The organism is Phyllobacterium sp. MT110 (genome assembly GCF_058792715.1).
Genome location: NZ_JBXAFE010000006.1, coordinates 255,223 through 274,764, shown reverse-complemented (window position 1 = coordinate 274,764; position 19,542 = coordinate 255,223). Strand labels below are relative to the sequence as shown.

16 protein-coding genes are annotated in these 19,542 nt (G+C 56.9%); 6 read left to right on the top strand and 10 right to left on the bottom strand.

Annotated elements, in window-relative coordinates; genetic code table 11:
• Positions 1-23: 23 nt before the first annotated feature.
• Positions 24-1,655 (bottom strand): amidohydrolase, encoded by a 1,632-nt coding sequence (locus AC1Q5O_RS22990; protein ID WP_492566190.1) that lies wholly within the window; start codon positions 1,653-1,655, stop codon positions 24-26.
• A 252-nt stretch (positions 1,656-1,907) separates the two neighbouring features.
• Between AC1Q5O_RS22990 and AC1Q5O_RS22985 the strand changes: the two genes are divergently transcribed.
• Complete coding sequence (locus tag AC1Q5O_RS22985; protein WP_492566188.1) at positions 1,908-2,771, top strand: protein-L-isoaspartate O-methyltransferase family protein; 864 nt, start codon at positions 1,908-1,910, stop codon at positions 2,769-2,771.
• 53 nt (positions 2,772-2,824) lie between these two features.
• Here the strand turns inward: AC1Q5O_RS22985 and AC1Q5O_RS22980 are convergent, their stop codons facing one another.
• The 9 genes from AC1Q5O_RS22980 to AC1Q5O_RS22940 all read right to left on the bottom strand — a co-directional run bounded on the left by AC1Q5O_RS22980 (position 2,825) and on the right by AC1Q5O_RS22940 (position 13,483).
• The gene (locus AC1Q5O_RS22980; RefSeq protein WP_492566186.1) at positions 2,825-3,652 is read right to left on the bottom strand and encodes a DUF2182 domain-containing protein; all 828 of its coding nucleotides are present in this window, start codon (positions 3,650-3,652) and stop codon (positions 2,825-2,827) included.
• Positions 3,649-4,284: a DUF1326 domain-containing protein gene (locus AC1Q5O_RS22975; protein ID WP_223614422.1), complete on the bottom strand. Its 636-nt coding sequence runs from the start codon at positions 4,282-4,284 to the stop codon at positions 3,649-3,651. The genes AC1Q5O_RS22980 and AC1Q5O_RS22975 overlap by 4 nt, the downstream gene beginning before the upstream one ends.
• A 102-nt stretch (positions 4,285-4,386) precedes the next feature.
• Positions 4,387-5,067, bottom strand: a complete 681-nt coding sequence (locus tag AC1Q5O_RS22970; protein WP_492566333.1) for a peroxiredoxin-like family protein — start codon at positions 5,065-5,067, stop codon at positions 4,387-4,389.
• 23 nt (positions 5,068-5,090) lie between these two features.
• Positions 5,091-8,360: an adenylate/guanylate cyclase domain-containing protein gene (locus AC1Q5O_RS22965; RefSeq protein ID WP_492566184.1), complete on the bottom strand. Its 3,270-nt coding sequence runs from the start codon at positions 8,358-8,360 to the stop codon at positions 5,091-5,093.
• Between the two features lie 315 nt (positions 8,361-8,675).
• A complete protein-coding gene (locus tag AC1Q5O_RS22960; protein WP_464663648.1) occupies positions 8,676-9,437 on the bottom strand; it encodes an SDR family NAD(P)-dependent oxidoreductase in 762 nt (253 codons plus the stop codon).
• A gap of 15 nt (positions 9,438-9,452) precedes the next feature.
• Positions 9,453-10,265, bottom strand: a complete 813-nt coding sequence (locus tag AC1Q5O_RS22955) for an ABC transporter permease (protein WP_223614416.1) — start codon at positions 10,263-10,265, stop codon at positions 9,453-9,455.
• Positions 10,265-11,131 (bottom strand): ABC transporter permease, encoded by an 867-nt coding sequence (locus AC1Q5O_RS22950; protein WP_403183122.1) that lies wholly within the window; start codon positions 11,129-11,131, stop codon positions 10,265-10,267. Before AC1Q5O_RS22950 ends, AC1Q5O_RS22955 begins: the two co-directional genes overlap by 1 nt.
• A 76-nt stretch (positions 11,132-11,207) precedes the next feature.
• A complete protein-coding gene (locus tag AC1Q5O_RS22945; RefSeq protein ID WP_223614414.1) occupies positions 11,208-12,368 on the bottom strand; it encodes a polyamine ABC transporter substrate-binding protein in 1,161 nt (386 codons plus the stop codon).
• 26 nt (positions 12,369-12,394) lie between these two features.
• Positions 12,395-13,483, bottom strand: coding sequence for an ABC transporter ATP-binding protein (locus AC1Q5O_RS22940; RefSeq protein ID WP_492566182.1), 1,089 nt, complete (start codon positions 13,481-13,483; stop codon positions 12,395-12,397).
• Positions 13,484-13,666: 183 nt separating this feature from the next.
• Between AC1Q5O_RS22940 and AC1Q5O_RS22935 the strand changes: the two genes are divergently transcribed.
• The 5 genes from AC1Q5O_RS22935 (at position 13,667) to AC1Q5O_RS22915 (ending at position 19,525) form a co-directional block, all read left to right on the top strand.
• A complete protein-coding gene (locus AC1Q5O_RS22935) occupies positions 13,667-14,473 on the top strand; it encodes a helix-turn-helix transcriptional regulator (RefSeq protein ID WP_346308096.1) in 807 nt (268 codons plus the stop codon).
• A 175-nt stretch (positions 14,474-14,648) separates the two neighbouring features.
• Complete coding sequence (locus tag AC1Q5O_RS22930) at positions 14,649-15,566, top strand: cation diffusion facilitator family transporter (RefSeq protein ID WP_492566179.1); 918 nt, start codon at positions 14,649-14,651, stop codon at positions 15,564-15,566.
• A gap of 87 nt (positions 15,567-15,653) precedes the next feature.
• A complete protein-coding gene (locus AC1Q5O_RS22925; RefSeq protein ID WP_492566177.1) occupies positions 15,654-16,007 on the top strand; it encodes an ArsR/SmtB family transcription factor in 354 nt (117 codons plus the stop codon).
• The gene (locus tag AC1Q5O_RS22920) at positions 16,004-16,468 is read left to right on the top strand and encodes an SRPBCC domain-containing protein (protein WP_492566175.1); all 465 of its coding nucleotides are present in this window, start codon (positions 16,004-16,006) and stop codon (positions 16,466-16,468) included. The genes AC1Q5O_RS22925 and AC1Q5O_RS22920 overlap by 4 nt, the downstream gene beginning before the upstream one ends.
• A 201-nt stretch (positions 16,469-16,669) precedes the next feature.
• A complete protein-coding gene (locus tag AC1Q5O_RS22915) occupies positions 16,670-19,525 on the top strand; it encodes a S10 family serine carboxypeptidase-like protein (protein WP_492566173.1) in 2,856 nt (951 codons plus the stop codon).
• Positions 19,526-19,542: the final 17 nt, after the last annotated feature.

Sequence of the window (19,542 nt, the reverse complement as noted above, 5' to 3'; positions counted from 1 at the left end):
ATTATGCACGGTATTGGTAGGTTCTAATCTCGCGTGAAAACGATTTCCCCGCCTCTCAAGGTCATATTGCACTGGGTTTCGTGCAGGATTTCTTCCGGTGTCGCGGTCAACAGATTGCGTGAGAAGATCGCGATATCAGCAACCTGTCCGGGTACCAAACGGCCCTTGATGTGTTCCTGTTTTTGGGAGAAAGCCCCATATTCGGTATAAACGCGCAGCGCATCTTCGATGGAAACGGATTGCGCGGCATCCATCACCGTCCCTTTCCAGGTTTTGCGCGTCAGCATCGTGTACAAATTCGGAAACGGGTCGGGATGACAGACCGGGCTGTCGCTGCCTGTGGCAGGCTTGAAACCGAGATCGGCCCACGTCTTCAACGGATAGCTGGAGCGGCTGCGTTCATCGCCCAGAACCGAAATATAGGCATCACCGAAATCATAGATGAAAACCTGCTGGGGGCAGGGATAGATGCCTGCGTTCTGCATGCGATGATGCTGTGAGGACGTTGAAAATCCGCAATGTTCGATCCGGTGGCGACGGTTTGGATCAGGTGTGGCAGCAAGCGCCTTTTCGTAAGCTGTAATCAGCTGTTCTATGGCCTGATCGCCGATGGCGTGGCAGGCAAGTTGATAGCCCTTGTTATGGGTATCCATGACAAGATCCTGCAGTTCAGCATCTGGCAGCATCTGAATGCCGGTATTGTTATCGTCCCCGAGATAGGGTTTGGACATCCAGGCCGTACGCCCGCCCGCTGAACCGTCCAGGAAAATCTTGACGGCGCCAATGGTCAGCATGTCATCGCCAACCCCCGAGACAAGCCCGGCGCGATAACAGTCGGGCACAATCGATTTGCCGGGGTCGCCAAGCAAAACCAGCCAGCTGCGGACCGGTAGCCGATCATCACGCCGGGCAATCTGATAGGCGCGAATTTCGTTAAAGCCGGCAACGTGCCCGACCGCAGCATCCATGACCGACGTGATGCCATAGGAGAGCAGCATTTTCCCGGCTGTTTCGATCGCTTCGATCAATTGGTTTTCATCGGGGTCTGGAATGGCGGCACGCAGAACGTCTTGGGCATTTTCGGCGACCATACCGGTCAAGACGCCATTTTTCTGTTCGATCATGCCTCCCGACGGAGCGGCATAGGCTTCGTCGACACCTGCCTTGGCGAAAGCTACGGAATTGAAGATTGAAACATGACCACAGGCCCGCGTCAGCATGACCGGATGGTCGGGGGCCACCTGATCCAGCTCCGATTTCATGGGGTGGCGGCCCGTATCCAGCTTGGTCTGGTCATAGCCGCGCGCCAGAATCCATTCGCCCTTGGGAAGGCTGGCAGCTTTGGCTCCGATTGCGTCAAGCAGAGCGTCAAGTGTTGGAAGCTTAGCCGGCGTTGCATCGATCCATTGGAGTGTTAAGCCAGTCGAAATCAAATGCAGATGCGCATCGTTAAGGCCGGGCGTTGCGAATGCTCCGCGGAGATCGACGAGCTTCGTATGCGCGCCTTGCAGTTCCAGCATTTCAGCGGATGAGCCTGTTGCAAGGATCTTGCCTTGCCATATGGCCAGCGCTTCAACGACGCCTTCTTCGTATCCGCACCAGATGTTACCATTGTGCAAAATGCTGTCTGCAGCGACCAGTTTTGGTGGAGTCATGAAGCACGGTTCCCGTCATGCTTGTGTTTTTTTAAAGACTTCCATCATCTCAAATGGATTGCAAGCTACGGAAACCACATTATTTTTCATCGAATTGATATGCTGGCTGTCGATTGGTAAACAGATCGACGACGTGGGTGGCGATCTGCCGAAACAGTTGTATCAAGGCCAAAGTCTAACTCAGGCAACGTCATTGGATTTGGGAATGTTGCTCGTTAGGATTACTCTTTCAATCAACGGGGTATTATGCTCATGACACCTGACGAGCTGAAGATAATACGGCGCGCCTATGCGATGCAGATCGCAGCAGCTGCAGGGATCGCTGACGAGCCCGTAGAGGACGCATTTGCGACCGTCCCGCGAGAGGATTATCTGGGGCCGGGACCGTGGCCCATCCTGCGTTGGCAGGAAGCCTATACTCCGACGCCCACCGCCGACCCGGTTTATCTCTACACCGACAGTCTTGTTGGAATTCTGCCTGAACGGCATATCAACAACGGGCAACCCTCGCTGCATGCTTTCCTTCTTTCACAGAGCGCGACGCGGGAAGGCGAACACATCGTGCATGTGGGCGCGGGCGTTGGCTATTATTCGGCGATTATGGCGCAACTCGTTGGTCCATCCGGCAAGGTGACCGCGATTGAATATGACCCGGAACTTGCTGAAAGGGCCCGCGCAAACCTTGCCGGATATTCGAACGTTTGCGTGATACAGGGCGATGGAAGCAAAGTTGACTTCGAATCCGCAGACCTGATCTATGTCAACGCGGGCGCCACCAAACCCGCAGATATCTGGCTCGACCGCCTCAAGGAAGGCGGAAGGCTGATCCTTCCGCTCACGACCGAAAAGGGCTTCAGCAGCGATTGGAGCAAAATACAACTCCATGGTGCCGTCTTTCTGATAACGCGGCAAGCAGAGACGTTTTGGGCCAGGTGGATATCACCGGTGGCGATCTTCCCATGCGAGGGGATGCGCGATGCAGCATCAGAAAAAACGCTCGCGAGAGCCTTTGAGAGCGGCGACTATAAGCGGGTTGCTCGCCTCTATCGCACCGACGACATACCAACTGAACGCTGCTGGCTGCGGGCTCCAGGCTGGTCGCTTACCTACGATTGAGAGCCGGTTTCGAGCAAGAATGCATTTTCCAATATTCCATTGCGCCGGACAAGTCAGAGGATCGTTGCTCCCAGCAACCACAACCCAGCCAGGCACAACCCGACGCCGGATAATCGGGAAAACCATCGTCCCCTTGCCACAAGCTTTTCGGCAAGGACAAAGATTGCGACGGCTGCAATCCACAGGACATTCATCACCCCGCCGATGAAGAGCAAGGCCATCAACGCCCAGCAGCATCCAATGCAATAGATGCCGTGGCGAAATCCAAGGGCGATGGAGCCCAACGGATCACGCCGGAACCCGCCGTGCAGATGAATGAACATGACGGGTGCCTGACACTGTCGGAGGCAAACATCCTTCAGGGGCGTCCATTGAAACAGCCCGACTGCGATGAGCGTAACCCCGCTGAAAATTCCGCTTGCGCTCGTCATCAGGGGGGTGAGCAGCAAGGTGCTCTCCAGTGCCCATTGACCAATGGTCGCAGCACAGGCGAAAGCCGTCCAGGCCAGAAAATAGCCGGCAACGAAAAATCCCGTTGCAGCCAATGGCTTGCCCTGCACCTCGCCGTGACGGCCAACCCGCGCATAGAGCAAAATCATCGGTGCGGCGGAGGGGGTCATCATGCCGATCATCATGACCACCCACATCAACATCGTGACGGCAAATTCGGTCGTGCTCCACGACCGAAACCCGGACATCATCATCACATCGACGGAAGCGGCATCCATGCCCTGCATTGCCATGCCATCACTGTTCATACTGCGCGCGAGCCAGAGAATATAGGCCCAGGCGATCATCGTGAGCACGGCAAGGGATGCGGCGACGATCAATCGATCGCGTCGCAGTACCGCTTCGAGCGCTGTGGCGCCCGTGGCATTCAATGCACGACACCACTCTGCGTCAGGTGCAGTCTGGCGAACTGCGCATGAGAGTTGGGAATAGACAGCTTCAGGGGACCTTGCGTCTCGGCCCATCCGCGCCCGACTTCGCATGTGTCATACTCAAAACCGTTTGGCAGATTGATGCGTGCCCGATGGGTCTGGCCGGTGACGGGGTTGAGGATCGGCTCGCCGCGAGCCTCGATCCATCCCGGAACGTTCAGGTGCGCCGCACGGCCATTCACATCCACTTCAAAATCTATTTTTGCAAAAACCGGGTCGTGGACTTTCTCGAACGTCGTCGAAAAGACCTGGAAGAAGGTCGCGCCGGGATCGGTATCCAATCCGCTCATGATGCGCAACAGCGCTTCCCGTTGCTCCGCCGAAGCGCGCTCGTCGACGATCGGCACGGCTTGGCCCTTGCCCTCATGGATCGCTCCTGGCCAGGCCACGATCATGGCGCATTTCAACCCGTCCAGTTTGGTGGTTCCGTGATGGCCTTCTTCGATTGCAAGGGCTGCAACCGCGCAGCAATCCCCCTGGGTAGGCAAAGCGTTGAACTGACAGGGGCAACCATAGGCGCAGTTGCAGTGTACGAATTCACGGCCCACGAGAGTCCATTTAACGTCCGTCATTTTCTCCTCCTCATTATTGTTTTATTTTGTTCTTTGTTCTCCAACGGATATTTGACAGTTCATCCGGCGCTGGGCCTGCCTTGCAGGCAGAACAGCGTCGCTCTACCCCGAGATCTGCGAAGCGGCGGACATCAGTTCCTGCGGTGCCGGCACCCCAAACATGTAACGGCCACCTTCGGGTACTTCGGTAAAGCTCCAGCGTACGATACCGTCACGATCGAGCAGAAACTCTCCCACAAGCTGACCTTCACCGGTGGCGATCATCTGGCGGTCGGCTTCGGAAAATTCGTATCCATCCAATTTGTCGAGAAACTCGACCGCTGCCATCGCATTCATCGGTTCGGGTAATTCGCCCGGCATCTCAATGCGCATATTTGTGACGGCCTCTGCGCTGATCTTGCGTGGCCAATCACTTTCAGCCTCGGTGAATTCGACATTGGGCAGGCCGAATGCCCGGTGCGAGATCCGTTCCGGGTCGGATGCAGCCAGCAGGTTGGGCAATGGGTGATATCTGAAATAGAGCCGAGCGCGGTCGATTGGCGTATTCACCACAGTCAGACTGTCAATGCCTTTCTCGCGCAGGGCGCCTTCAAGCTGCGACATGGCTGTGATCTGGCGCCGGCAGAACGGGCAATGCAAACCCCGAAACAGGCCCACCAATACCGGTTTGCGGCCACGAAAATCATCGATTGCGACTTTGCCCTGACGGGTAATCGCGTCAAGCACAACATTGGGTGCCCGGTCGCCCGGCTGCAACGGTCCTTTGATATGAGGCTCCGACATATGCGTCATCCCCTTTCACTCGACTAATCGAGAAATGGCAATACGACAAGCGCTTCGGGGTCGAGCCCATGCTGTGCGCAGACCTCTTGCGCCATGGCGAAATATCGCTCCGCCTCGGCCAAATCATCAAGGTCGAGATTGAGCGTCGCCAGCCCATCATAACACGGAAACAGCAATTGTGGTTCACCGATTTCACGTGCCACGCCGAGGGCCTCATTGTAACATTCACGCGCCAGTTCCGGTTGATCGTGGCATTGATGAATTTGGCCGAGCACGATGAGGGGAACCGAGAGATGGTCGCGCTGATCCAGTGCCCGATCGATCTCGATTGCCTTTTCGGCCGCGGGCACGCCCTCGCTGATGCATCGGTCGGTAAAGGTGCAGTAGGCCACGGCAAGATTGGCAAGGAGACGCGCCTGAAAGCCCAGATCGCCGATGCGGCGTGCCACCCCGAGCCCGCGCTGGCACACCCGGATCGCGCGTTCCGGATTGACCATGGTATAGAGCACCGACAGATTGGTGTAGCCGCGACAGGCGGCACTTAGAAGGCCTGCATCTTCAGCGACCTTGACACTGCGCTCCACCTCGCTCACCGCTTCCTGGCTCCGGCCAAGCCGTGCAAGCGCCACCCCTTTGGTGTTCAGCGCTTCGGCCGTAACCCGAGCAGTTTCGATGTCACTTTCGGCGCCGGCTTCAGGTGCCATGGTTTGAACAAAACGCAGTGCTTCGTCCGCCCACCGCACGGCGGCCATGTGGTCGCCAGTGCGAAATGCAAGGCGGCCGCGTTCCTGCGCGAGATGCGCATGCTCGATCAGCGGATCTATCCCTTCAAGCAGCGCTGCTGCCTCGGCATAGCGTGTCTCTGCTTGATCGCGTTTGCCGGAGTCCCAAAGCAATCGCCCAAGCTTGCGCAATATTCTGGCGGTAGCGGCGAGGTCACCCTTGGCGCGATGAATGTCAAGGACGGTCTGGTATTGTTCATCGGCGATATCGCGCTGACCTGCAGGTCCGCAGAGATCGGCAATGCGTTCGCGCAAGAGCAGCGATTCCGGTCCATGGTCGCCAGTATTCGACAGGGCATCCAGTGCCTGCCTGTAGAGACGGACCGCGTCATCGTTGGCGTATGTCTTGCGCGCCCGGTCGCCCGCTGCCATCAGGTAGTGCGCACCTTTCGTCGTGGCGGCGGTTTGGCTGAAATGGTGACCCAACATTGCCAGATCTTCGAGACGTTCTGGATCGTCTCCATACAATCGTTCCAATGTATCGCCGATGAGTTCATGCATCTCAATGCGCCGTTGCAACAGGAGGTTGTGGTAAATCACATCGTGAAGCAGCGTCTGGATGAAGCGGTAGCCTGGCGCCGATACCGGGTTTGCACCGGGAATTTCCTCGATGATTTCAGCATCGCAAAGGAGATCGAGCCCCGCTTCGACGTTTGCCGGGGCCGCCGAAATGGTCTTCAATAATTCCGCGTCGAAACGCGGCCCGATAACTGCGGCCTCCTGGGCCAATCTGCGCACGTCCGGCGGCAGCCTGTCCATTCGGGCGAGCAACATTGCCTGTATGCCGACGGGAATGTCGGCAGCTGCCTCCCTGTTTGCCACCTGCCAATGCCGGTTGTCCCTTTGCACGGCCCCAACCTCAATGAAATGACGCACAATTTCCTCAATGAACAGAGGATTGCCGTTGGCGCGATCGACAATGCTGTTGCACAGATCGGCTGGCAATCCGCCGGGGCCGTGACCGAAGAATGCGCTGAGCATTTTTCGACCGTCATTGGCGTGCAAAGGGGGGAGGCGCAGCGCCGTCAAGCTGATACGGCTTGAATCCAGCATATCCGTGTCAAATGCAGGCCGATGGGTCGTCAGCAGCATGAAGCGGCTGCGCTCCAGACGGTCCATCAAAAAGCGCAATGCCTCGAGCGATGCGGTATCAGCCCAATGGAGGTCTTCGACGACAAGCAGCAGGGGAGAACGCGCCAGGCGCTGCTCGAAAATAGTGCGGATCGCATAGAAGATCTGCCGGCGCAATTGCTCGGGTTCAACCTGATGCAGCACGTCATCGGATTCGCCAAGGCCGATAACGTAAAGCAGGAGCGGCATCAATTGCTTCACTTCGCCGGCGGCAAGGCCAAGTTCGCTCAGGCCTGCGGCGAGCAAATCCTTTGTTTTCTCCGGTGAATCATTGGCGTTGATTTCATAGGCGCTGCGCAACACAGCGGCGAGTGTGCCATATGACGGTTCACCGAGCGGTGAACAGATGGCTCGCCGAACCACGACATTGGTGAAACGAGGATCATCACGCGTGTTTGCCAGGAATTCCTCGGTCAGGCGTGATTTCCCAATGCCTGCCTCGCCGATCAGCCGTACCAGTTGGGCTCGACCTGCGGCTGCCAGATCAAGACAGCCAAGCATACGGGCAAGTTCCTTTTCACGCCCGACCAGTGGCGCACTCAGGCCAAGTGTTTCGAGGCCCCGTGCGGTGCGGGGCTCCTCGAGTGCTCCCACCAGCCGATGTACGAGCACGCTGCCAACCTTGCCACGCAGGGCCTGGTCACCAAGCGAATCATAAGAGAATGCATGTCGCGTGAGGCGATAGGTGAGCGGCCCAACGAGGATCTCGCCCGGTTTCGCCATCGACTGCAGCCGTTGTGCGCTGTTCACCGTATCGCCCGTCACTGAATAGGATTTGGCGTTGCCCGCACCAAAGCCGCCGGCAACGACCGGGCCTGTATTGATGCCAACATGCAGAATCAGGGGCGAATGCGAGCGTGTTTGCCAGCGTTTTCCCACCATTGCGGCCCGGCTGACCATGTCCAGCGCCGCGTGGAGCGCTCGCTCGGGGTCGTCTTCATGTGCGACCGGTGCCCCGAACAATGCGAGCAGCGCATCACCGATGAATTTGTCGACAAAGCCCCCGAAGCCCTGCACCGCCGCCGTCAGCTCTTCAAAAAGTTCGTTTTGGAGCGTTTGCATGACTTCCGGGTCGAGTTGTTCGCTCAATGTGGTGAAACCGCAGAGATCGGCAAACAACACGGTAACGGTACGGCGATCCGCACCAGTTTCGGATTTTACCAGCGTGGGCCGGAGGACTTGACGGGACGATTCTTGCGGCCTTTGCAGGCCGCTGATTGTCGGGGGATCGGCGATCTGGGCTCCGCATTTTGGGCAGAACACGAAGTCTGGTGGACACAGATATTCGCAGTTGGGGCACGCGCTGGCTTGTTTCGCGCCACATTTTGGGCAAAACGCAAAACCGCTTTGAACGTCAAAACCGCAACCCGTGCAGTTCATCGATATGACCTCGCAGGAACCCGGATGTACGATCCTGCCGCGCTTTATCCCACGGGCTGGATTCCCCATTAAATAATGAACCTGCTGCGAGGGACTGGCAAGCGGCCCATAATGTGAGAATGCTGGAGACAATCGGGTTGCAAGTGCTTCAGCAGGGCATTACTGAAGACATGTCGGCACCACTCCTCTTGGGTGCTGACATCCCCCACCCCAGGGAGAAGGTCTTGGGCCTTCACAACTTGGCCGGACCCAATGGTCCGGCCCTTTTCAAGAGACGTCCGAGCTGGCCTGCATGTCCGCGTTATCCGCCAGCGCTCAGGAGACTGTTTCTCCACCATCCACCACGAGCGCTTGCCCGGTAATGTAGGACGAACGATCTGAAACCAGAAACAGGATCGATTCGGCTATTTCCTCGACATCTGCCCAGCGCCCCAATGGAACCTGCTGTTGGACATAGGCTTCTATTGCACTGCGTCCGCCCATTTGGCCGATGAAAGGTTCGTTGAAGGGGGTATCAACCCAACCGGGGCAAAGCGCGTTTACACGGATTCCAAATCGCGCGTAATCGCCGGCCATTTGGCGGGTCATCGCGATGACAGCATGTTTGGTGGTCGTGTATGCAATCATCTCGCGATCATAGAGCACGCCGGACGATGATGATGTGTTGAGTATGACGCCTCTGCCGGCGGCCTTCATCACCGGCATGACAAGACGGGAGGCCATGAAATGCGCCCGAACATTGAGGCTCCAGGACCGGTCGAACCCTTCAACCGGCACCTGCTCGAGGTTGCCGGCAATCTGTGCTCCGGCATGGTTGTGCAAAATATCGATGCGCCCGTGCCTGGCGGCCACTGAAGATATACTTGCCGCAAGCGCCTCATCATCGGTCACGTCGACAACAGCAATTTCCGCGTGTCCGCCCGCCTTGCAAATGCGGTCCACGACGATTTCCGCATTCTCTGCATTGATATCAATGACGACCACATGGGCGCCTTCGCGCGCCAGAATGGCGGCACCGGCCTCGCCGATTCCGGAGCCGGCTCCGGTGACTATAGCAACGCGATCTCTGAGGATCATGGGGTTTCCTGTGTGTCAGTTTGTTGTTTTTTTCTCACGCATCAGAATGCGGGCTATCAGGATCATCATCAGCGAGGCGACCAGAACCAGCGTGGCAATGGCATTTATCTCCGGGGTAACACCCCGGCGAATGGACGCGAAGACATAGATGGGCAAAGTCGTTTTGGAACCGGCGACGAAAAAGGCGATGATGAAATCGTCGAAGGAAAATGTGAACGAGAGCAGAAAGCCCGCCAGCACCGACGGCAGGATCTGCGGCAGCACGACCAATCGAAAAGTGGTCAGCGGCGTTGCGTAGAGATCGCTTGAAGCTTCGACGATGTCGCGGCCGAGACTGGCGATGCGCGCCTTCACGATCATGGTCACCAATGCCATCGAAAAGAGCCCGTGCGCAGCGACAATCGATCCGTAGCCAAGGCCAAGCTGCGGCGGATTGGCACCAGGCCAAATGGCGTTGAGCAGTGGATTGAGAAAGGAGAAAACTTCCACCAATGCAACGAGTGTCGCAATGCCGATCACCACGCCCGGCACGACGATGGCAGCTGCAAACAGACCGTCGAGCACAGCCCGCGTGCGGGTGCCCAACCGCTCCATCCCGATGGCTGCCATTGTGCCGAATATGGCGGCCAGTGTCGCGCTTGTCAGGGCGATGATGAGGCTGTTCTGCAGTGCGGCAACGAGAAACGTGTTGCCCAGAGCCTTGCCATACCACATCGTTGAGAAGCCGGTGAATTCACTGGCATTGCGACCGGCATTGAAGGAAAACAGCACCACGAGCGCGATCGGCGCGTAGAGGAACACATAGACTGCCGAAATAAAAGCACGCATCAAACGAGGTCCACTTGTCTGGTTCCCGCGATCTTCCAGGCAATACGCATGGCAATGAGCAGCACGAAAACCACTGAAATCACCAGTGTGACGGCGATTGCCGATCCGAATGGCCAGTTGCGCGACTGCAGGAAGAGATCGACGAGGGCATTGCCGATGAAAAACACCTTGCCGCCGCCAAGAAGCTGCGGGATCAAATACTCGCCGAGCAGCAGGATCGTGACGAGCGACAATCCTGTCATCACCCCGGGCAGGGAGAGTGGCAGTGTGATGCTGAAAAAAGTGGAGACCGGTTTGGCACCCAGATCAGCGGACGCTTCGAGAAGGCGACGATCAAGCTTTTCCAGACTGACATAGATGGGCATGATCATCAGCGGCAGATAGCCGTAAACGATACCAAGAAGGACGGCGCCATGGGTGTTGAGGATGCGCACGTCGTCGAAACCGACCATGCTCAGAAGGTTGGGAATGCCGCGGGAGCCGAGGAGATACATCCAGGCATAGGTGCGCACCAAAAGGCTGGTCCAGAATGGGACAATGACCAGTGAAACAAGCAGGAGCCGATACCGGGGATTGGCCTTGACTGCGAGGTAGTAGGCAACCGGATAAGCGACAATCAGGCAGATGAAGGCGCCGACAGGCGCGAGAAAGAGCGTATTCCAGAAAGCCGCAGCGCGCGATGGCAGATTGGCAAATTGTGCGAATGTGAAGGCCGGTTGATATCCGCCTTCAGGTGCGCGCTCTCCGACTGAAAAAACCAGCATGGCAATGAAGGGCAGCACGAGGAAAATGAAAAGCCAAGCCACAGCCGGTGCGACAAGCGATGCGGTCACCATCCTTCGTTTTGTGTTTATAGCCAATGCCATCGGATATCTCTTGTATGGATGATGTGCCCGTCCTTCTCTCGACTACGGAGTGCCGAGAGAAGGACAAGTTGTGTTGTCAGGCTGACTTGAAGCGCGCCATGACCTCGGCACGGGCGGGATCGGTGAGCGTGACTGCCGCGCCGAACTCCAGCGGGGTCAGTTGACCATCCGGGGGATAGACAATGGTGTTGGAGGTAATTTCCTTCGGAAGAAGCGAAAGCACGCGGCTGTCAGTTGTCGGAGCGCCATTGGCGATATGCTCCTTGACGGCGTTGGCTGGATCCATGAGGTAGTTCAACAGAGCGTAACCCGCCGGTTTGTTCGCGGCGCTTTTGGGGATCGCATAGAAGTCCGACCAGATCTCGCCGCCATCTTTGCCAAGGACAAACTTGATTTCCGGCACATCGCGGTTGAGCTGCGCACCATCATTGGTCCAACACATGGTCATCCATGCATCTCCTGCGCGCATGGCCGGCTGATAATCGCTGTTGATGGCATAGAGGTGCGGTTTGACCTTCACCAGAAGTGCTTCTGCCTTGGCCAGTTCGTCAGGTTTGACGGAGTTGAAGGAGTAGCCGAGCGAAACCAGAGCACTGCCGATTGTCGTGAGCTGATAGTCATGCACGATGGTGCGCGTGTCGGCCTCATTTTGTGCGACCTCGAAAAAATCCTTCCAGCTCGCTACGGGTGTTTTGATTTTCTTTGAGTTGAGGGCAATTCCGGTCGTGCCCCAGTTTTTTGGCACCGCATAGGTCGTGCCGCTGATGGTCCCTTCGGCGGTGAAGCGCGCAGTTTCTGTGGCAGGGCTGTAGTTGGTCAGCTTCGACATATCGAGAGGATCGATCAGGCCAAGCTTTACATAGGTGGAGATGGTGTAGTTGGTTGGCACAAACAGGTCCCAGCCGGTGCCTCCGGCCTGCAATTTCGCCAGCATTTCCTCATTCGAACCAAAAACATTGACTTCGACCGCGACGCCGGTTTTCGCCGTGAAAGCTTCAAACGTTGCAGGATCATGATAGTTCGGCCAGGTGGCGATCGACATCTGCTTGCCAAGATCCTCGGCGAAGGCCGGAGACGAGAGCAAGCCGGTCTGGCCTGCCAGCACTGCGGAGGCCAGACCAAGTCCGGTAACGCCCAGGAAGTGCCGGCGGGAGACGGACCCGCGTTTGAGGCGCATCAACTCATCCATGAACTGTGCAGCTGTTATTGGGGCATTCTCTCTATAGTGTTTAGGCATGAAGATGTTCCCTTTTTTGATATTGTTCAGGCCGGAAAGATATGCGCAGCGTCGGGGTTGAAGCTCAGCACAACCCTTTCATTGGGCTCAACCAGGCTGCTCTCCGAGAGAACATGCCGATCGGCAGTGATCAGGAAATTGCCAAGCCCGTTGACGGAAACCGAATATTCAACCGATGATCCAAGGAAGATGCGGTGGGTTACAACGCCCGAAAGCCTGCCCGAGATCGATTGGTTTTGTCGATGCAAGGTGATGGCCTCAGGGCGCAGCGCCAGGGTCACGGCGCCAGCGGGCAGTGCGCTCCTTTCCCCTATCGACAGGGCACTCCCATCTGCAAGGCGCAGCGTGGCACCATCGGCTTCGACTGTTGCAGCTATTCGATTGGTCTTGCCGACAAAGTCGGCAACAAAGAGATCGCGCGGTTTGTCATAGACTTCCTGCGGGGCTGCAAGCTGTACGATGCGTCCCGCATTCATCACACAGACAAGGTCGCTCATGGAGAGGGCCTCTTCCTGGTCATGGGTTACCAGAACGAAGGTGATGCCCAGTTCGCGCTGCAATGTTTGCAGTTCGATCTGCATGGCCGTGCGCAATTTCTTGTCGAGTGCCGCAAGGGGTTCGTCCAGAAGCAGCACGGACGGCTTATTGACCAATGCGCGCGCCAAGGCCACGCGCTGCTGCTGTCCACCGGACATTTCATGGATACGACGCTTGCCGAACCCGCCAAGCCGCACCATTTCCAGCGCCTCGCCGACGCGGCGGGATATCTCGGACGCACTGATCTTCGGGCGGGCCTGCCTTAGCCCGTAGGAGACATTCTGTTCGACATTGAAATGCGGAAAGAGTGCGTATTGCTGAAACACCATGTTCACGGGCCGCTGGTGGGCCGGGACACCGTTCATTGGTTTGCCGTTGATCAGGACGTTGCCCGTCGTGGGCTGTTCGAAACCGCCAATCATACGCAGGCACGTCGTCTTGCCGCAGCCGGAAGGGCCGAGCAAAGCGACGAATGCGCCCTTTGGGACCTGGAGATTAATATCGGAGACAGCGGTCACGGCGCCATAGGATTTGCTGACCGACCGAAACTCGATGTCGTTCACTGAATGAGATGTCACATTAGTCCCCTGCGGCTTTAAGTTACATTGGTCAGTCTGCGCTGCCTTTGCCACCGTCATGACCAGCAAAGTAGCCAATCCGTGACTGTGCGGTATATACCCCAAAAGAGGTATTTCATCAGGCAAATACCAATGTAAGGTGTATATGCAATTGCAGTTATGAAAAGATGAGGGGCCGGCACGATGAGCGTCGATATTGAAACGCTATTCGATGTGTTTCGCCGGTTTGTAGGCAGATCGACAATGCTATCGCATGAGTTTGGCGATCTTTTTCGCCAGATGATGCGCTCGCTCGTCAAGTTCGATCACGTGGTGATGTTTGCTTATCGCGGGAATGAGCGCCCCATTGATCTCTACAGCACTTTTGATCCGGCGGAGCAGGTCATTTTCGTCAATCTGTATCAAATGGGTCCCTATCTCCTGGATCCTTTCTATCACAACGCCCGCGAGGCGAGGTCCGGCATCTGGCGCATGCGCGAGCTTGCGCCCGACCGCTTTTTTTCCAGCGAGTACTATCGCACCTATTACGTTCAGACAGGACTTGCCGAGGAAATTGGCTTCTTCGTTCCCATCGCGCAGGACCTGACAATTGTGCTCTCGCTGATGCGGCGCGAAGAAACAGGTCCCTTTGCAACGCAAGATCTTTCGCTATTGCGCAAGGCTGAGCCGCTGATCGCACGACTGGTGAAACACTATTATCAGGATATCGGCCTTCTCTTTGACGCCGCAGTTGCAAAGCAAAGGAAAGGGCGTCGCAAGGACAAGTTAAATGCCGCTGACACAGTGTGGCGTGATCTCAACCTGACGGATCGCGAGGCGGCAATCATCGAACTTGTGCTGCAAGGGCACTCGTCAGAATCTATCGGATTGCGGCTTTCGATCACCATGGGCACTGTAAAGGTTCACCGGCGTAATGTTTACCGCAAGCTCGGCATATCATCCCAGACCCAGCTTCTTTCCATCTATTTGAAGAAGTTGGGCGAGCATTAGATTGGGGGCGTCGGAGCATTAGCCGATGCTCGGTGTCCTGCGGGGCGCAGACGGATTTTATATCAGAATGTTTATCCGCAAATATGTTGCTTGCCCGGAATCCCTGTCGGTCATCTTGTGATGATGATACGGTTTGCCCGGATATCATTCCGACACTCATGACCGGAGGCCACCGTTGAACAGCGAACAGGGCATTCTTCGCATATCCATAGCTGTTACAATCTGTGTCGCGGGCTTTGGCGTGATATTCGGCTTGCTGGCAGGGTCTTTCTCCATCGTATTTGACGGTGTCTACATGCTGGCCGATGCCGCGATGAGCGGGCTGGCTCTGGGGGTTGCGCGGCTGATCGCATTATCCGCTGTTCCGACCGGAAAACTCCGGGAACGGTTCACAATGGGCTTTTGGCATCTTGAACCCATGGTGCTTGGCCTCAACGGCATTATGCTATCGGGCGTTGCGATTTACGCATTGATCAATGCGATCGGCAGCCTGATGAGCGGCGGCCGCGATCTCGAGTTCAGCTTCGCGATTTTCTATGCCGCCGTTGCTCTCGTTGCCTGCACGGTCATGGCAGTCGTTGAAATGAAAATGAATAAACGTCTGCATTCCGACTTTGTTGCTTTGGATGCCAAGGCCTGGATTATGTCCGGGGGCATTACCGCTGCACTATTGGTGGCATTTTCCGTTGGCTATGCAATAGAGGGAACGCGGCTCGACTGGATCACCCCCTATATTGATCCTGCAGTCCTTGCCCTCGTCTGCGTCGTTATCATTCCACTTCCCATCGGTACGATCAGGCAGGCACTGGCCGACATCTTTCTGATCACGCCCCCGGCGCTGAAATCGCATGTCGATACCGTCGCGCAACATTTTGTTGAGCGATATGGCTTCGTTTCCTACCGTGCTTACGTGGCAAAGGTCGGACGCGGAAAGCAGATTGAACTGTACTTCATTGTCCCTATGGGGTGGCCGTCAAGGCGTCTTGAGGAATGGGATGCTATCCGGGATGAGATCGGCGAAGCCATAGGCGACGAAAGCACAGACCGGTGGCTGACAATTGCATTCACCACTGATCTGGAATGGGCGGTCTGACCGCAGGCTGGGACATCATGCCCAATCCGGTGTCAAGACGTGCGCTCCCTATTGACTATAACGAATATGTTATATAACAATTATGTTATGAATATTTCAACTGACGCGACAAATCTCGATGCTGCATTCTTAGCGCTGGCCGACCCCACACGCCGGGCAATTCTTGCGCGCCTGGCGCATGGCGAGGAGACGGTGATGCAGTTGGCGGAACCCTTCGCGATGACCCAGCCAGCAATTTCGCGGCATTTGAAGGTGCTCGAAAATGCCGGGCTGATTGTCCGGCGGATTCAAGGCACGAAGCGGCCGTGCCGGTTATCGGGCGCCGGGATCGAAACCGTCGATCGATGGCTTGCGATGCTGAGGGATGCGCTGGCTCAGAACTACGACAGGCTCGATGGAGTCCTGGCGGACATGGTTGATAATGGAGAGGAATTGAAATGAGCAAACTAACGATCAAGACCGAGGGCGATCTGCATGTTGTGGTGACGAGGCATTTCAATGCACCGCCTCAAGCCGTCTACCGTGCACACATAGAGCCAACGCTGATTCAAAGATGGATGCTTGGGCCGGACGGATGGACAATGCCCGTGTGCACCAACGAGGCGCGCCCTGGCGGGAAGATCCGATTTGAATGGAAAGGCCCCGACGGCAGTGGCTTTTATCTGACAGGCGAATATCTGGAATTGGAGCCCTACAGTCGCATTGTTCATATCGAGCGGATGCATCTTCCAGACGCGACGCCGGACAACCATGTGGAAACGCGGTTCGATCCGGACGGGTCCGGTACGCTGATGACCATGCGGATGACGTTGCCCGACGCTGAATTGCGATCGATGATGCTGGCAAGCGGCATGGAGCACGGCATGGAAGCGAGTTATGTTCGGCTGGAGGGATTGATCTAGGCCGTTTCTACAGGGCGGTGGTAGAAGCGCCGCTCACCCTCCCGCAAATCCAGGGCATGCGGTGCCATCCGCTCTGCGGTGGTTGGCGCCGGATCAAGATGGCGTCGCCTCCAAGCGGCGCCTATCTGATTTACAGGGCAAAGCTTGAGGTCTAGGATCAAAGCAGCAGAGAAAATGTTACCTAGTATCGGAGTGTGATCCATGACCGAGGTTTCATCTGTTGAAGAATCTCCCTCAGACCAACCCGTTCTCGATACCACGCCTTACGGTGCAGGGCCTGATGATTCCATTGCAAGTGCGGCAGAGAATGCTGCGGTTACTCACCACGTGGCAGTGATTGGCGGCAAGACAATTCCCTATACAGCGCGTGCCGGCCATCTGGTTACCGTTAATCCATCCAGTGCGCAGCCGGCAGCGGCGTTCTTCTACGTCAGTTTTGCCGCTGATGGCGTCGATCCGTCGACGCGCCCGGTCACTTTTTTCTATAATGGCGGGCCCGGCTCTTCGTCAGTGTTTTTGCTGCTTGGGTCGTTTGCGCCGCGGCGCATCAAGACCAATATGCCCGATTTTACACCGCCCGCTCCCTATACCATCGAGGACAATCCGGACAGTCTGCTGGATCGCAGTGATCTGGTGTTCATCAATCCCGTTGGCACCGGCTACTCAAGCGCAATTGCGCCGAACCGGAACCGGGATTTTTGGGGCGTCGATCAGGATGCGCGCTCGATTGCCCAATTCATCAAGCGTTATTTGACCGCCTTTGATCGATGGAATTCACCCAAATTCCTCTTTGGCGAATCGTATGGCACGCCCCGCACCTGTGTATTGGCATGGATGCTGCATGAAGACGGTGTCGATATCAACGGCCTGACGCTGCAGTCGTCGATCCTCGATTATACGCAAACCGGCAATCCGGTTGGACTGTTGCCGACACTGGCGGCAGACGCCTGGTATCATAATAAAGTCAATGTGGGGGTGCGGCCGCCGCTGCCTGCCTTCATGGATACGGTGAAGGCCTTCGCGCAGGGTCCTTATGCAAAGGCTTTGACGGATTTTCCCAAGTTTGACGCGGCGACATTGCAGACACTGAGTGATTATCTCGGCATTTCGCCCGTCGTCCTCACGTCCTGGAGCTTGAATGTCGAGGCGAACAATGGTGCCAATCTTCTCTTCCTCACGACCCTCCTGCAGGATCGGGGGCTGGCGCTTGGGGCCTATGATGGAAGGGTGACTGCCATCGATACGGGAATTGCCGGTCAGATTGACCCTAATTCCGGCGGCAATGACCCGACGATGACCGCCGTGAGCGGCGTCTATACCGCCATGTGGAATACCTATCTGAACGATGAGTTGAAGTTCACGGCTCTGTCACCCTTTGCCGATCTCAATGATCAGGCATTTCAAAATTGGGATTTCGGCCACATCGATCCAACGGGCGCGCAAAGAGGCGGCAAGGATGCCAATGGCAACCCGGTTCTCTACACGGCCGGTGATCTGGCGGCGGTGATGGCGCTCAATCCCAGTCTCAAGGTGTTTTCAGCCAATGGCTATTATGATTCCGTCACGCCATTCTTCCAGACGGCGCTGACATTGGCGGCTATGCCGCTCACCAATCCGTCGGTGCGCGCCAATCTGACTATTCGCAACTATCCGTCGGGACACATGATTTATCTTGATGGCGAGTCCCGGACCGCATTGAAAGCAGATCTCAGTGTTTTCTACGACAGCACCAGGGCCCGGTTCATTGCCGAGGCGCTACGCAGCGAACAGTCTGCCATTTGCAGGCCTTATTTCAAACTTCGAAATCCTGTCGAGGCGCAGAAGACCGGCCGTGGCCAGGCGGTACCGGCAAGCTGGAGCGTTCCTGATCTTTGCAAGGCCTATGACTGGCCGCAAGACCTTCTCGGCGGCGGTGTGATTGCCATTGTTGAGCTTGGCGGCGGCTGGGTTGCGAGCGACATGGACGCGTATTTTGCAGCGCTGGGGCAGCCCGTGCCTCAGATCGTTGATGTGCCGGTTGCAGGTGCCGGGAACAGTCCCAATAGGAACAATGGCCGGTCCGGGGATGCCGATGTCGAGGTTGCACTCGACATTCAGATCGCGGCCGCGTCCTATTATGCGGCAACCGGCCGGCCCGCCTCGATCCGGGTTTACTGGGCGTCGCCTCAGCCCAGTGGAATCGCAGCGGCGTTGCGGGCGGCGGCAACGGATGGCTGCGATGTCTGCTCGCTTTCCTGGGGTGCCGATGAGGCACTTTGGGTCAAGGCCGGACAGGGCACTGGCCAGGATCTGGTTGCCCAGATGCAAAGCGCAGCGCAGGCGGCGACAACAGCGGGCATGGTGGTTTTCGCGGCAGCTGGCGACAATAATTCAAGCGATGGTGGCAGCAGTCCCGCCAATGTCGACATGCCTGCGTCCTGCCCGAATGTGATTGGCTGCGGTGGAACCTCCAAATCGGCTGCAGGTGAAGTGGTCTGGAATGAAGATCCGGGCAATCCGAACGGCAATGGGACGGGCGGCGGCTTCTCGACATTGTTTGCGCCGCAACCGTGGGAGGCCGGCGCGCCACACGGGCCGGGCCGGATGGTGCCTGATGTTGCGGCGCATGCCGATCCGCGCACCGGTTATGAGATTTGGGTGCACGGGCAGACGATGGTCGTCGGCGGTACCAGCGCGGTGGCACCTCTCTATGCAGGCCTGTTTGCCGCTTTTGGCCGCAAACTTGGTTTTATCACGCCCAAACTCTGGCTGAACCATATGTGTTTCAACGATATCACTGTGGGTGACAATGGCTATTACCGGGCACGCATCGGTCCCGACCCCTGTACGGGCATCGGTTCACCTATCGGTTCGAAACTCGCCGCCTTGTTTGATGCCTCGGCTGCCGGGATGCTCCATCTGGAACCGTCGGCACTGCCTAGGATCGTTCCTGACGGTTGGAGCGGCTCCGTTTATCTCACCTTTGTCGAGGGGAAGCTCACCGGCAAGCCGCGCATGGAACCGTCACCGGACAAACGCGTTCCGCAGGCTCGAACTGTCCGCAAACGGCGCCAGTGAAATAGCTATTGCTGGCA